This is a genomic window from Rhizobium sp. BK212 (assembly GCF_014197475.1).
Lineage (GTDB): Bacteria > Pseudomonadota > Alphaproteobacteria > Rhizobiales > Rhizobiaceae > Rhizobium > Rhizobium anhuiense.
Map to the genome: position 1 here is coordinate 470617 of NZ_JACIFS010000001.1, position 13279 is coordinate 483895.

Sequence of the window (13279 nt, forward strand, 5' to 3'; positions counted from 1 at the left end):
GAATGGGGAATTTCACCGATGACAGATGTTGTGGAGGCCGGAATTGCATCCGGCACCGAGGGTAAGCTTGTACGCGCGCTCGATTGGAAGGGCGCATTCTGGGTGGCTGCGGGCGTGCCGCCGCTCGTTCTTTTCTCCATCGGCGGTATCGCGGGCACGACGGGCAAGCTCGCCTTCGTCGTCTGGATCATCTCGATGGTGATGGGTTTCCTGCAATCCTTCACCTATGCCGAAATCGCCGGCATGTTCGGCAACAAATCCGGCGGCGCCTCGGTCTATGGCGCCACCGCCTGGCTGCGTTATTCGAAATTCATCGCGCCGCTGTCGGTCTGGTGCAACTGGTTTGCCTGGTCGCCGGTGCTGTCGCTCGGCTGCGCCATCGCCGCCGGCTACATCCTCAATGCCTTCTACCCGATTCCGGCGGCGGATTCGCAAATGGTCCTCGACTGGATAGCCGCCCATGCCGCTTCCATCACGGCCGATAGCCCCCGCGTCGCCGAATATATCGCCGCCCATGCCGGCACCACCCCCGATGACGCCGTCAAGGCATTGCTCAGCACCGACGGTGTCGCGGCGCTCACGCCGGCGATCCGCAACTGGTCGCTCGTCACCTTCAACATCCCCTTCCTTGCCACCGCCAATATCAATGCCACCTTCTTCATCGGCGGCATCCTGATGCTGATCATCTTCGCGATCCAGCATCGCGGCATCTCGGAAACGGCCAGCGTACAGAAGTGGCTGGCCATCATCGTGCTGGTGCCGCTGCTGATCATCGGTCTTTACCCGATCGTCAGCGGCCAGATCCTTGCCACCAACGTCACCGGCCTCGTGCCGCCGACGGCAGCCTATGCCGCCGCCGACGGCACCTGGAGCAACGGCGGCTGGACGCTCTTCCTCGGCGGCCTCTATATCGCCGCCTGGTCGACCTACGGCTTCGAGACGGCGGTCTGCTACACCCGCGAACTGAAGAACCCGAAGACCGACACCTTCAAGGCGATCTTCTATTCCGGCCTTGCCTGCTGCCTGTTCTTCTTCCTCGTCCCCTTCGCCTTCCAGGGCGTTCTCGGCCATACAGGCATGCTCGCCCCCGGCATCGTCGACGGCACCGGCGTTGCCGAAGCGCTCGGCGGCCTGATCGGCGCCGGCCGGGTCGTCACCCAACTGCTCGTCGTGTTGATGATCATGGCGCTCTTCCTCGCCATCATGACGGCGATGGCCGGCTCTTCGCGAACGCTCTACCAGGGCTCGAAGGACGGCTGGCTGCCGAAATACCTCGACCACGTCAATGAGAATGGCGCGCCGACGCGGGCGATGTGGACCGATTTCGCCTTCAATCTCTTCCTGCTGGCAATCGCCTCGGATGTCGGCGGCTATTTCTTCGTGCTCGCCGTCTCGAATGTCGGCTACATCATCTTCAACTTCCTGAACCTCAACTCCGGCTGGATCCACCGGGTGGATTCCGGCCATATCGAACGCCCCTGGAAGGCGCCGACGTGGCTGATCGGCCTCAACACCGTGCTCGCCTTCGTCAACGCCCTCTTCCTCGGCGCCGGCGCCAAGGTCTGGGGTTACTCCAATGCGCTCTGGGTCGGCTTCATCTTCGCCGCCCTGATCCTGCCGGTCTTCGCCTATCGCCACTATGTGCGCGACGGCGGCAAGTTCCCGGCCGGCGCGATGGAGGATCTCGGTCTCGTCGGCCAGGATCTCGGCGTCAAGAAAGCCGGCATCCTGCCCTATCTCGCGCTCGCCGGCGGCTTGGCGATCGTCCTGATCGCTAACGTGATCTTCCAGCTTCCGGCCTAAAATCGCCTCCCAAGCAGCAAGGCCGAAAAGCCGCCATGGAAACATGGCGGCTTTCTTCGTTGGTGTTGCAGACCGGGCGAGACGACTCATCCGGTTATGGGCGGAGACTCAGCGGCCGCCCTCGATCTTGCGGTGGCGCTGGTTGATGCCGCCCTTGCCGTAGGGATAGTCGAACGGCTGAGGGGCGCTCACCTCGTTCAATCTTGCCATGTCATCATCGGAGAGCTTGAGCTTCATGGCGCCGAGATTGTCGGCGAGCTGTTCGGGCGTGCGGGCGCCGAGGATGACCGAGGTGATCGCCGGCTGTGCCGCCGTCCAGGCGAGCGCCACCTGCGCCATGCTGACGCCATGCCCCTTGGCGATCTCTTCGACAACAGCGATGATCGCCCAGGTTCGCTCCAGCGCGTTGCGCGGCGCATAGGATTCGCCGCCGCGATTGGGGTTTTCACCGAGGCGGGTAGCACCCGTCGGCATCTCGTCGCGCTTGTACTTGCCGGTCAGCCAGCCGCCGCCGAGCGGCGACCACGGCAGCAGGCCCATGCCGGCATCCTGGCAGGCCGCGACAATCTCAAGTTCGATGTCGCGCACCAGCAGGTTATATTGCGGCTGCAGCGTCACCGGGCGGGTATAACCGCGTGCCTTGGCGATTTCCGAGGCCTTGGCGATGTGCCAGCCGACATAATTGGAGAAGCCGTAATAGGCGATCTTGCCGGAGGAAACCGCATCGTCGAGAAAGCGCAGCGTCTCTTCGATCGGCGTCAGCGCATCCCAGGCATGCATCTGATAGAGATCGATCTGCTCAAGGCCGAGGCGGCGCAGAGAATCGTCGAGCGCCTGGCCGAGATGCCGGCGCGACAGGCCGATATCGTTGGGTCCGTTGCCCATCGGGAAACGCCCCTTGGTGGCGACGATCGCCTGGCGGGCCTCGGTCGGGCGCGCTTTCAGCCAGCCTCCGATGATCTCTTCCGACTTGCCGGCGCTGTAGACATCGGCGGTATCGATGAAATTGCCGCCCCAGGCGAAATAATCGTCGAGCAGTTTATGCGAGGCGGCCTCGTCAGCCTCCGCGCCGAACGTCATGGTGCCGAGGCAATAGGCGGTGACGACGGTCCCGCTGGGACCGAGCTTGCGATAGTCCATTTCTTCCTCCTCATGCGGATACCCGCAGCCGACGCGCAAACGGTCGGGGTAGAAGCCGGGGCTCCTGCAATCAATGACAATATTGAGCTTGAGGCGGCCGCTTGCCGCCGGATGACGTACCGCGCCCTGAGCTCGCAGCGCAGGGGCGAGGGGGAGCATAGCCAATCCCGCCCTCGCGACAAGTGAGAAAAAAATTTTCCCGCCTGCCGTCGCAGCCGGCGACGGTTACGGATTTTGCGAAAACGAGCCGGCGATCAGATCGGCCGCAGCAACCCCGGTCTCGTAGGCGCCGTGCGCCGTTGAATAGCGCGACGTCGAACAGGCTTCGCCGGCAAAGAAGATCCGCCCGTCATGCGGCGCGGCGAGACGGCCGCGCAAATTGGACGCGCCGGGTTCGGCATAGGAATAGGAGCCGCCGATATGGGGCACAGCGGCCCAGGCCGACAGTGCGGCGACCGACAATTGCTTGCGAATGTCAGCGCCGAAATGCGCTGCCAATTCGTTGCACGCGAAGGAAAAGGCGGCCTCGCTGCCTTGCCCTTCCAGATCATGCGCGAGGTCGCCGGCGAAATAGGCCTCGACGACAGGCGCGCCGAACGGCCGGAGCTGATAGGTGCCGGTCGCGCCACGACTGGTGGAACCGAGCATATGCGTATCCGCCGGCAGCGCCTCCGGATTTGCGAGCCTCAGGAAGAGCTTGTCGGCGAGGCCGAGCGGCAAACGGGCTGCCGCCTCGATCTTGTCCGGCAGAGGCGGGTCGAAGGCGATCCTGCCGGCGGCAAGCACATTCGTCGACACGGTCACCAGCACGGCGCGGGCACGGAGCACACCCTGGTTCGTCTCGATGCCGATACGGCCGGCATGACGGTGGTCGATGCGCGTCACCTCGGTGCCGAGCCTTGCCGGAACCGGCTTGCCGTAACGCGAGACCAGCGTTCCATAACCCTCGCGCACCCGCCAGTCGGGACCGGGGCCGGGATCATATCTGTTGTAATCGACGATTGACGACCGCTCCAGCTCGGCGCCGGTGATATAAGTGCCGATCGCACGGATCTGGCCGTTCCAGGGATTGCCGGGCTCGAGCAATTCGGCCATGGCGGCGTCATTCCCCTCATGGCTCTCGAGACGCTCGAAATAGGCGCCGATCGCCTGCCTTGCGGCACGCGCTTCCGCGCCATCACGCTGAAGCTGGCGTCCGCCGTCGTTCCAGGGCGCCGGCGTGCGGTCGACCGTCAGTCCGACCTCGCCGGCGATCGCAGTCTAGGCATTGGTCCGCGCGCCATGCAGCCAGCCGCAGCCGAGATCGAGCGCAATATCGGCGTCAGGCAGTCCAACCGTCCAGGCGCGCCCGCCGAGACGATCGCCGGCTTCAAGCAGGAGGATGGACAGATCCGGGCGGAGCGCCTGCAGGCGACGGGCGGCGGCAATACCGGCAGCTCCACCGCCGATGATGACTACATCCGCGTCGGCACCCTTGCTATCGTCACCAGGCATCTATTTTCCTTCGGTCGTGCGACGGTTAAGTGGAAAGGGGCAAGGCAGTGCCGCTTCGCTATTGCAACTGTGCCAGCAGCCGCCGGAGCGCTGTCCGCAGATCGTCCATTTGCTGCTGGCTGGTCAAGGCGGCCCAGCTTTCATCGACGCGCCGGCCCGCCGCCATCGCTATCGGCCTGACTCCTTGGCCTTTTTCCGTCAGAAACACCAGCCGGCCGCGCCGATCGTTCGGATCGGGCCGGCGCTCGACATAACCCAAGCGCTCGAGTTCTTCCACGGCCTGGGTCATCGTCTGCTTGCGAACACGGGCGAGCTTGGTCAGCTCGCTGACCTGAATGCCCTCGGGTCGCGCGAAGGTGAAGACGTTGGCGTGCGGCGGGCGGATATCTCCGTAGCCGGCCTCATCGAGTGCCGCTTCGACAGCCTGTGTCCAATGCTGATGGACCAGACGCAACAACAGGCCAAGGGACGAAGACGCCATGAAACCCCCGCGGCAATATAGACAGCTACCTGTCTATATGATAAATGGACAGTTGCCTGCCTATATAGCACGAAAGCGCGGAGCTCCATATGCCGACCATCGATATTCTCACCTCGTTCATCTCCTACGAGGAACTGGGGGAGGGCGACCCGATTGTCTTCCTCCACGGCAATCCCACTTCATCGCATCTCTGGCGGAACATCATGCCAGGCGTCGGGCCAGGCCGTTGCCTGGCGCCCGATCTGATCGGCATGGGACGCTCCGGCAAACCCGATATCGACTATCGCTATGGCGATCACATCGCCTATCTCGACGCCTGGTTCGAGGCGCTTGACCTCGACGACGTCGTGCTCGTCGGCCACGACTGGGGCGGTGCGCTGGCATTCGACTGGGCTTCGCGCCACGCCGAACGTGTGCGCGGCATCGCCTTCATGGAAACCATCCTGCGGCCGATGAGTTGGGAGGATCTGCCAGGCGGCGGAAAGGCGCGTTATGAACTGTTGCGGGGCGCCGGAACAGGCGAGGCCAAGGTCCTCGATGAAAATTTCTTCATTGAGCAGGCCTTGCGTGCAACCACGCTGAAAGGGCTTAGCGATGCCGACTGGGATGTCTACCGCGCTCCCTATCCGGACCGTAACAGCCGGCGCCCGCTGCTGGAATGGCCGCGCGCCATGCCCATCAACGGCGAGCCGGCCGATGTGGTCGCCAGGATCGAGAACTATGACCGCTGGCTTTCCGCCAGTCCTCAGACTCCCAAGCTGCTGCTGACCTTCGACGGGCCTGCCGAAACGCTGTTGATCGGCAGCGAGATGATTTCGTGGTGCCGCGACAACATCGCAGGCCTGGAGACCAGGGGGTGCGGGCCTTCGCGCCACATTGCCCCTGAGGACCAGCCCGAGGCGATTGCCGCCGAAATCAAAAGCTGGATCGACAGCAGGGGTCTCAGGGCAGCGCAGCCGAAGGTCGAGTCTCAGGTATAAAATCTGCGTCTGCGTCACCGTGACTGCGCCATGACAGACTGTTGCAATGTTGAGCCGGTTCATGGGCGGGATCAATCAGCCGCTGTGAAGGTCCAATGCCCCGTTTCGATCGACGACGCTTTCTTCTCGCCTGGCTTCGCGCGCCGCTGCGCATCGCTTCGATCACACCATCAGGCCCCCGCCTTGCGGGCCTGATGACCAAGGAAATTTCTGCGCTCACCGGGCCGGTTCTCGAACTCGGTCCGGGCACCGGCGTTTTCACCGCGGCCCTTTTGCAACGCGGCATTGCCGAGCGGGATCTGACGCTGGTGGAATACGAGCGTGATTTCGCCACGCTGTTGCAGGACCGCTTTCCCGATGCCAGGGTGCTGCAGGTGGACGTGCGGCAGATGTGGAAGACGTCGCTTCCGGAAGTTTCTTCGGCGGCGTCGTCAGCGGGCTTCCGCTTCTTGCCATGCGGCCGGACGACGTGCAGGCGCTGCTCGAGGACTGCTTTGCCAACCTCAGGCCGCACGGCGCCTTCTATCAATTCACCTACGGGCCGAAATGCCCGGTGCCTGCCGAAATCCTCGACGCCCTCGGCCTTGTCTCAAAAAAGATCGGCTGGACGTTGCGCAATATTCCGCCGGCCGCGGTCTATCGCAACAGCCGCCGCTACCAGCCAATGGCCCTGATCGAGCAGCGCCGCGCTTGATGACGGATACGATCCTTTGCGACGAAGCGGCGCTCTTGCATTCGATACGCCACGGGCACCGCAGACTTGCTTGAGGGTGATATGGTTTCCACCTATGGATCGACGGCCCCGACAAGCCCCCATAGGCCCTGCGACAGGAATGTGAGATGCGCATATTACTGATCGAGGATGAACCTCAAATGGCCGCAGCACTCCGAGGGGCGCTCACCAGGCACGACATGGTGATGGACCACGTTTCGAGCTTGGGCGACGCCGAACTGGTGATCGGCGACGGCGCCTATGACGCCGTCCTCCTGGATCGGCAGCTGCCAGACGGCGACGGTCTTGAGCTTATTCCGAAGATCCGCAAAAGGGGATTGACGCTACCGGTCATCGTCATCACCGCCAAGGGAGAGGTTCCAGACAGGATCGCCGGCCTGGAGACCGGCGCCGACGATTACCTCGCCAAGCCCTTCGTCTTCGACGAACTTCTGGCGCGGCTGCGTGCCGTCATGCGCCGCTCCGAAACCTTGCGCCCCGCGCTGATCTCGATCGGCCGGCTTTCATTCGATCCGACCTATTGCGAGATCATCGTCTCCGGCCGGCGTCTGGAAATGCCGCGCCGGGAAGCGCTGGTGCTCGAATGCCTCGTGCGCCGGGCCGGCCGCATGGTGCCGCGACCGGCCTTGATGGAAGCGGTTTTCGGCTTCGACGACGAGATCCAGTCGAACGCGCTCGATTCCCACATATCGCGGCTGCGGCGCAAGCTGGCAGCGTCGCAGGCGGGCGTGGTCATCAACGTTATCCGGGGCGTGGGTTATCTCCTGCGTGAGGCATCATGAGCAAACATTGCTCCTATTCGCTGCACAAGCGGCTGTTCTGGCGGCTTCTTGCCGTCCAGTCGGTCGTGCTCATCCTGGTGATGATCGTGCTGATCTCGGTGGCCAAGATATGGGATTACCGGTCGACGGAAGGTACGATCGAGATTCTGCGCCAGGCCGTCTTCCGCCAGCCCACCGGAGCGTTGGGCCTGAGGGAGACCGAGGATATCAGGCAGTTGCGGAAAGATGCGCCCGATCTCTGGTACACCATTCGCGACATGCAGGGGCATGTTTTGACCGAGGGCCGGATTCCGGAAGAATATGCCAGCATCGGCAATACGCTCGATCATGTCGGCCAGGCGCGCTTCGGCGAGAATCTCGGCGACCACGACCGTCCGGCGGCAAGGATGAAGTGGATTGCGATGGATGGGGGACAGGTGCAGTTCCTGACCGGCACCGACGGCCCCAACCCGCTCGCCCCTTTCCTGTTCGGCGTTTCGCTGATCCTTGCGAAAATGGTGATTCCCATCGTTGCGGTGATGGCGTTGGGAGCGCTGATCGCAACGCCGCTCGTCGTGCGAAGGTCGCTGGTCGGGATCGACCAGGCCGCGTTGCAGGCCGATACGATCGATATCGACCAGCGCGGCGGCCGGCTCTCGGCAGACGATATTCCCGACGAGATCGCGCCGCTGGTGCGTGCCGTCAACCGCGCGCTCGGCCGTCTCGACGAGGGGTATGAGCGGCAGGAGCGGTTCCTGACCGACGCTGCTCATGAACTGCGCACGCCAATCGCCATTCTGAATACGAGAATTGGATCCCTGCCGCACAGTTCGATCAAGACCGACCTTCTGGAAGATGCCGCAAGGCTCGCCGTCCTCACCGAGCAGATGCTCGATCTTCAGCGGCTGAAACAGGGCAAGGTCCAGTTCAGCAAGGTCGATTTGGGGCAGCTGGCGCGCAAGGTCATCATCGAGATGGCGCCGCTGGCCTTTGCCGCCGGTTATACGGTGCAGTTCGAGGTCGACGGCGCCGGAGAGATCGACGGCGATCCTCTGGCGCTGCAGCGCGCCCTGATGAACATCCTGCAGAACGCGATCAACCACGGCGGCAGGAAAGGCATCATCTCGCTGACGTCAGGCTGCAACTGGATCGAGGTCAGCGACGAGGGACCAGGCATTCCCGCCGATGTCCGGGATCGGATATTCGAGCCCTTCTTCAAGCGCCATCATGACGGACGCGGCGCCGGCCTCGGCCTCAATCTGGTTCGCGACATCATCCGTTTGCATGGCGGCGAGGTGACGATCGACAACCGCAATCCCGGCGCGGTCTGCCGGCTGAGCTTCCCGCTGGAGAGGGCCGCAGGTGGGGACACTCCACAGCGGCTGGCGCGAGTGATGGATTCAATCGCCTCTCCGTGACATATAGATTCGATGAGCGTGCATAGAGATTCGCAACTCGACATGTTTGCCAAGGCATCGCCCGCGATCGCCAAGGCGCGCGGTCCATCGCGCCGGCCGCCGTCGCAGCCGGCCGGCTCTTCCCAAGAAGACATGGCGCGGACGCTGGAAGAGAGCGGCAATTATCGCATCCTGAGAAAACTGGCCGCCCGGCCGATTGCGCCCGTCAGACGGCCGGGATTTTCGCGGCTCGGCGTCGTTCTCGACACCGAGACGACAGGTCTCAACCACCGCAACGACGAGATCATCGAAATCGGCGCCGTCGCCTTCACCTTCAACGATGACGGCGCGATCGGCGACATCGTCGGCATTTATGGCGGCCTGCAACAACCGTCCCGGCCGATCCCGCCCGAGATCACCCGGCTGACCGGCATCACCGATGCGATGGTCGAAGGACAGGTCATCGATATCCAGGCGTTGCAGTCCCTGATCGAGCCGGCGGATCTGATCATTGCCCACAATGCCGGTTTCGACCGGCCGTTCTGCGAGGCCTTCTCGACAATTTTCGCCGGCAAGGCCTGGGCATGCTCGGTGTCGGAGATCGACTGGAGCGCCCGCGGTTTCGAGGGCACGAAGCTCGGCTATCTCGTCGGCCAGGCCGGATATTTCCATGACGGCCATCGCGCGGTGGACGATTGCCACGCGCTGCTGGAAATTCTCGATCGAGAGCAGGGCGAGAGTGAAAGCCCGTTCACCGAGCTTTATCGCGCCAGCCAGCGTTCGCGCATCCGTATCTTTGCCGAACACAGCCCGTTCGAGATGAAGGACCACCTGAAGGCGAGGGGCTATCGCTGGTCGGATGGAAGCGATGGCCGGCTGAAGTCGTGGTGGATCGAGGTCGACGAAGACGGCCTCGGCGACGAGCTTTCCTATCTGCGCGCGGAGATTTACCGGTGGAAAGAAGCAGAACCACCGCTCGTGCGGCTGACGGCCTTCGATCGCTTCAAATCCTGATCGCGAAGCGGTTCCGATCGTGACCGCGAAATCGCCAATAGATAGCGACCCATGCAGGCACCGCATAGGTGCAGTGATGCATTGGCGCTGCAACAATCGAAGGTCTCGTACTATATAGAACTCATCGAAGCGAACGAAGCGCCAAGGACTGGCAGCTAGGCTTCGAAAGCCCACGGAAAGGGGATCATCATGAACGTAGCACGCTCTTTTAACAACTGGCGCAAGTACCGTCAGACGGTCGCTGAACTGGGTCGCATGTCCGCACGCGAACTGGACGACCTCGGCATCGGCCGCAGCGAAATCCGCAATGTCGCCCGCGCAGCCATCGCCCGCTAACGGCAACTAAGACTACGCATTTTCGAGACTGTGCCCAGCGCCTGCTTCCTCCCGAGCGGGCGCTTTGCTTTTGTGTTTCCGGTGGACGGATCACGGGCAGTCGAGCCGCCCGCTTTTCGCATAACGCATAGCTGCCTTGCAAAGAAATGCCTATCAACTGGGCAAGAAATAAGTATGATTATTTCTATCGAAGCGATGCACCTCCTCCCGCATCCCTTCGATATACAGGCGCCCCATCCTCCTCCCAGGGTCGTCTGTGGAACGGCAGCACTCCTCCTCCCAGCTGTCGTTCGGTTCTTTTCGAAAGCCTGCCGCACCTCCTCCCGCGGCAGGCTTTTTCGTTTTGGCCGACATAAATTCGAGCGGGGCTGAGAAACGAGCACCTGCGATCCATCGCTCGGAGATGACAGTTTTCCCGCTTGTGCTTGATTTTATTCCGGATTTCCCGAGGCCGCTTGCTGCCGCGAGCGAGCCTGCAGAAACATATTGACTTCGAACTTGTCGTACAACTATGTAACCGTATGGTTCATTGCCGAGCGGAACGGACGGTCGAACCGAGCCGGCTTTCGCGACAGCAACAACGCTTGACGACAACGAAAACTGAGGAAATTCGACATGCAGATCGACGTCAGACATGCCTCCCATCCCGAGGCTGTGCGCAATTTCGACACCGAAACGCTGCGGCGTCACTTTCTGGTCGAGACCATCTTCGAAGGCGGCGAGATCCGGCTCACCTATTCCCATTACGACCGCATGGTCATCGGCGGCGCCACACCGCTCGATACCGGGCTGACACTGACGGCGCCGACGGCGATCGGACAGGAAACCTTCCTCGCCGAGCGTGAACTCGGCGCGCTGAACATCGGCGGCGCCGGCCGTATCGTCGTCGACGGTACCAGCTACGATCTCGCCAAGTATGATTGCCTCTATGCTGGCAAGGGTGCCAAGGATATCCGGTTCGAGAGCGCCGATGCCGCCAATCCGGCAAAGTTCTATCTGGTCTCGACTCCGGCCCATCAAACGCACCCGACCGTGTTGCTCACCCGCGAAAAGGCCCGTCACCTGACGCCCGGTGAAGCCGCGACGGCCAACAAGCGGTCGATCTACCAGTTCATCCATCCGGACGTCTGCCAGTCCTGCCAGCTCACGCTCGGCTTCACCATGATCGAGCCGGGCAGCGTCTGGAACACCATGCCGGCCCATACGCATGACCGCCGCATGGAAGCCTATCTCTATTTCGATCTCGAAGCCGAGCAGCGCGTCTTCCACTTCATGGGCGAGCCGCAACAGACCCGGCATATGCTCGTCGCCAACGAGCAGGCGGTCATCTCGCCGCCCTGGTCGATCCATTCGGGCGCCGGCACCAAGAACTACAGCTTCATCTGGGCGATGGCCGGCGACAATAAGAGCTTCACCGACATGGACCATATCGCCATTGCGGATCTGAGGTGAGCGCCGTGGCCAATCCCTTCGACCTGTCCGGCAGGACTGCCGTCGTTACCGGCGCCAATACCGGCCTCGGCCAGGCGATCGCGGCGGCGCTGGCCGAGGCCGGCGCGTCGATCGTCGCCGTCGGCCGCTCCTCGATGGACGAAACCGAGGCGCTGGTGAAGCAAGCGGGAAGCCGCTTCCATGTCATCAAGGCCGATCTCGCCAGCATCGAACCGGTAAAGGGGATCGTCGCCGAGACCATCCAGACTTTCGGCGGCCTCGACATCCTCGTCAACAATGCCGGCATCATCCGCCGTGCCGATGCGCTCGACTTCACCGAGGAGGACTGGGATGCGGTGATCGACGTCAATCTGAAGACCGCCTTCTTCCTGTCGCAGGCGGCCGGCCGCCATATGGTTGAGAAGGGCAGGGGCAAGATCATCAACATCGCCTCGCTGCTTTCCTTCCAGGGCGGCATCCGGATCCCGTCCTATACCGCCTCGAAAAGCGGGCTTGCCGGACTGACCAAGCTGCTGGCCTGCGAATGGGCCGGCAAGGGCGTCAACGTCAACGCCATCGCCCCCGGCTACTTCGTGACCAACAACACCACGGCGCTGCGCGAGGATGCCGACCGCAATGCCGCCATCCTTGCCCGCATCCCGGCCGGGCGCTGGGGAACGCCGTCCGAACTCGGCGGTGCTGCCGTATTCCTGGCATCGTCGGCGTCCGACTACGTGCATGGAACGGTGCTACCCGTCGATGGCGGTTGGCTGGCGCGGTGATCCGCCCATTGAACGACGACTGCATAGTTCAAAGTGCGACAGCGCCGCGCGTCTGAGAAGATACGCGGCGCTGTCGGCATCAGGCTGCCGTGACCGGCGTCATTTTGCCTTTCCCGCCGGCATGCGCTAGCAAAAGGATATGAGGCCGGCGCAGCCGCATCGACAGGCAGGATTCAATAGGGATGACGGACAGGGACAAGGTGGTCTTCAACACCATGCGGCAGCCGGTCAATAACCTGCGCAGCGGCCTTGCGGATACGTTGACGGCGCAGATCGAGTCCGGCGACCTGAAACCCGGCCAGCGTCTGCCGACCGAACAGGCGATCATGCAGGCGACCGGCGTCAGCCGGACGATCGTTCGCGAAGCGCTCGCCGCGCTGCGCGCGAAAGGCCTGATCACCACGCGGCAAGGCCTTGGGGCTTTCGTCGCGAACGATCCGACGACCCGATCCTTCTCCATCATTCCCAACGACCTGCAATCGATCGACGAGGTTCTGCGCGTGCTGGAGCTGCGCATGGGGATCGAATACGAAGCCGCTGGCCTTGCCGCATTGAGACGCACGCAGGACGATATCGACCGCATGCAGGATCGTCTCGATGCCCTCGACAAGGCGCTCGAGGAGGGCGGTTACGGCGCGCAGGAGGATTACGCCTTCCACAGGTCCATTCTGGTCGCGACGCAGAACTCCTATTACAGCCGCCTCTTCGATACGTTCGGGGACATCATGGTGCCGCGGCAATGGGCGCGCCTGGACAAGATGACGGCAGTCGAGCGCAAGCGCCATGCGGCACGCATGCGCCGGGAACACCACGCGATATTCGCGGCGATCCGTGACCGCGAGGAGGCCGCCGCACGCCGTGCCATCCGGACCCACCTGTCGAAAAGTGCGGCGCGCTTCGAAGTGTTGCGCGACGCTACGGTATAAT

Annotated in this window: 12 protein-coding genes and 2 pseudogenes; 10 read left to right on the forward strand and 4 right to left on the reverse strand. The window is 62.9% G+C overall.

Annotation, left to right across the window (positions count from 1 at the left end):
- Positions 1 to 18 precede the first annotated feature (18 nt).
- The gene (locus tag FHT79_RS02275) at positions 19 to 1803 is read left to right on the forward strand and encodes an APC family permease (RefSeq protein WP_183902941.1); all 1785 of its coding nucleotides are present in this window, start codon (positions 19 to 21) and stop codon (positions 1801 to 1803) included.
- A 108-nt stretch (positions 1804 to 1911) separates the two neighbouring features.
- Here FHT79_RS02275 and FHT79_RS02280 read toward each other — a convergent pair whose 3' ends face one another.
- The 3 genes and pseudogenes from FHT79_RS02280 to FHT79_RS02290 form a co-directional block, all read right to left on the reverse strand.
- Entirely contained in the window at positions 1912 to 2943 is a 1032-nt protein-coding gene (locus FHT79_RS02280; protein ID WP_097622832.1) for an aldo/keto reductase, read from the reverse strand.
- A 225-nt stretch (positions 2944 to 3168) separates the two neighbouring features.
- Positions 3169 to 4437: pseudogene (locus FHT79_RS02285) on the reverse strand (NAD(P)/FAD-dependent oxidoreductase).
- 58 nt (positions 4438 to 4495) lie between these two features.
- Positions 4496 to 4918 (reverse strand): MarR family transcriptional regulator, encoded by a 423-nt coding sequence (locus FHT79_RS02290; RefSeq protein ID WP_097622830.1) that lies wholly within the window; start codon positions 4916 to 4918, stop codon positions 4496 to 4498.
- An 89-nt stretch (positions 4919 to 5007) separates the two neighbouring features.
- Between FHT79_RS02290 and FHT79_RS02295 the strand changes: the two genes are divergently transcribed.
- The 6 genes and pseudogenes from FHT79_RS02295 to FHT79_RS02320 all read left to right on the forward strand — a co-directional run bounded on the left by FHT79_RS02295 (position 5008) and on the right by FHT79_RS02320 (position 10139).
- On the forward strand, positions 5008 to 5898 hold the full coding sequence (locus FHT79_RS02295) for a haloalkane dehalogenase (protein ID WP_183902942.1): 891 nt from the start codon (positions 5008 to 5010) through the stop codon (positions 5896 to 5898).
- A 95-nt stretch (positions 5899 to 5993) separates the two neighbouring features.
- A pseudogene (locus FHT79_RS02300) lies at positions 5994 to 6592 on the forward strand (methyltransferase domain-containing protein).
- 146 nt (positions 6593 to 6738) lie between these two features.
- On the forward strand, positions 6739 to 7413 hold the full coding sequence (locus tag FHT79_RS02305; RefSeq protein WP_183902943.1) for a response regulator transcription factor: 675 nt from the start codon (positions 6739 to 6741) through the stop codon (positions 7411 to 7413).
- A complete protein-coding gene (locus tag FHT79_RS02310) occupies positions 7410 to 8810 on the forward strand; it encodes a HAMP domain-containing sensor histidine kinase (protein WP_063476221.1) in 1401 nt (466 codons plus the stop codon). Before FHT79_RS02305 ends, FHT79_RS02310 begins: the two co-directional genes overlap by 4 nt.
- Positions 8811 to 8822: 12 nt before the next feature.
- A complete protein-coding gene (locus tag FHT79_RS02315; protein WP_097594705.1) occupies positions 8823 to 9803 on the forward strand; it encodes a 3'-5' exonuclease in 981 nt (326 codons plus the stop codon).
- Positions 9804 to 9992: 189 nt separating this feature from the next.
- Entirely contained in the window at positions 9993 to 10139 is a 147-nt protein-coding gene (locus FHT79_RS02320; RefSeq protein ID WP_003548073.1) for a DUF1127 domain-containing protein, read from the forward strand.
- Positions 10140 to 10292: 153 nt separating this feature from the next.
- On the opposite strand, the gene FHT79_RS02325 is transcribed toward FHT79_RS02320, so the two are convergent.
- The gene (locus tag FHT79_RS02325) at positions 10293 to 10775 is read right to left on the reverse strand and encodes a hypothetical protein (protein ID WP_132573343.1); all 483 of its coding nucleotides are present in this window, start codon (positions 10773 to 10775) and stop codon (positions 10293 to 10295) included.
- Between FHT79_RS02325 and kduI the strand changes: the two genes are divergently transcribed.
- From kduI to FHT79_RS02340, 3 genes are all read left to right on the forward strand, one after another.
- Positions 10755 to 11591, forward strand: a complete 837-nt coding sequence (kduI, locus tag FHT79_RS02330; protein ID WP_097630896.1) for a 5-dehydro-4-deoxy-D-glucuronate isomerase — start codon at positions 10755 to 10757, stop codon at positions 11589 to 11591. The genes FHT79_RS02325 and kduI overlap by 21 nt on opposite strands.
- Positions 11588 to 12352 carry a 2-dehydro-3-deoxy-D-gluconate 5-dehydrogenase KduD gene (gene kduD / locus FHT79_RS02335; protein WP_280178053.1) on the forward strand — a complete coding sequence of 255 codons (765 nt, stop codon included), beginning with the start codon at positions 11588 to 11590 and terminating at the stop codon, positions 12350 to 12352. Before kduI ends, kduD begins: the two co-directional genes overlap by 4 nt.
- A 182-nt stretch (positions 12353 to 12534) precedes the next feature.
- Entirely contained in the window at positions 12535 to 13278 is a 744-nt protein-coding gene (locus tag FHT79_RS02340) for a FadR/GntR family transcriptional regulator (protein WP_097630897.1), read from the forward strand.
- The last annotated feature ends 1 nt before the right edge of the window (position 13279 follow it).

Coding starts and splice junctions, on each gene's coding strand:
- kduI (WP_097630896.1), top strand. CDS start 10,755: ATGCAGATCGACGTCAGACATGCCTCCCATCCCGAGGCTGTGCGCAAT.
- FHT79_RS02310 (WP_063476221.1), top strand. CDS start 7,410: ATGAGCAAACATTGCTCCTATTCGCTGCACAAGCGGCTGTTCTGGCGG.
- FHT79_RS02295 (WP_183902942.1), top strand. CDS start 5,008: ATGCCGACCATCGATATTCTCACCTCGTTCATCTCCTACGAGGAACTG.
- FHT79_RS02340 (WP_097630897.1), top strand. CDS start 12,535: ATGACGGACAGGGACAAGGTGGTCTTCAACACCATGCGGCAGCCGGTC.
- FHT79_RS02280 (WP_097622832.1), bottom strand. CDS start 2,943: ATGGACTATCGCAAGCTCGGTCCCAGCGGGACCGTCGTCACCGCCTAT.
- FHT79_RS02305 (WP_183902943.1), top strand. CDS start 6,739: ATGCGCATATTACTGATCGAGGATGAACCTCAAATGGCCGCAGCACTC.
- FHT79_RS02290 (WP_097622830.1), bottom strand. CDS start 4,918: ATGGCGTCTTCGTCCCTTGGCCTGTTGTTGCGTCTGGTCCATCAGCAT.
- FHT79_RS02325 (WP_132573343.1), bottom strand. CDS start 10,775: ATGTCTGACGTCGATCTGCATGTCGAATTTCCTCAGTTTTCGTTGTCG.
- FHT79_RS02315 (WP_097594705.1), top strand. CDS start 8,823: ATGAGCGTGCATAGAGATTCGCAACTCGACATGTTTGCCAAGGCATCG.
- FHT79_RS02320 (WP_003548073.1), top strand. CDS start 9,993: ATGAACGTAGCACGCTCTTTTAACAACTGGCGCAAGTACCGTCAGACG.
- FHT79_RS02275 (WP_183902941.1), top strand. CDS start 19: ATGACAGATGTTGTGGAGGCCGGAATTGCATCCGGCACCGAGGGTAAG.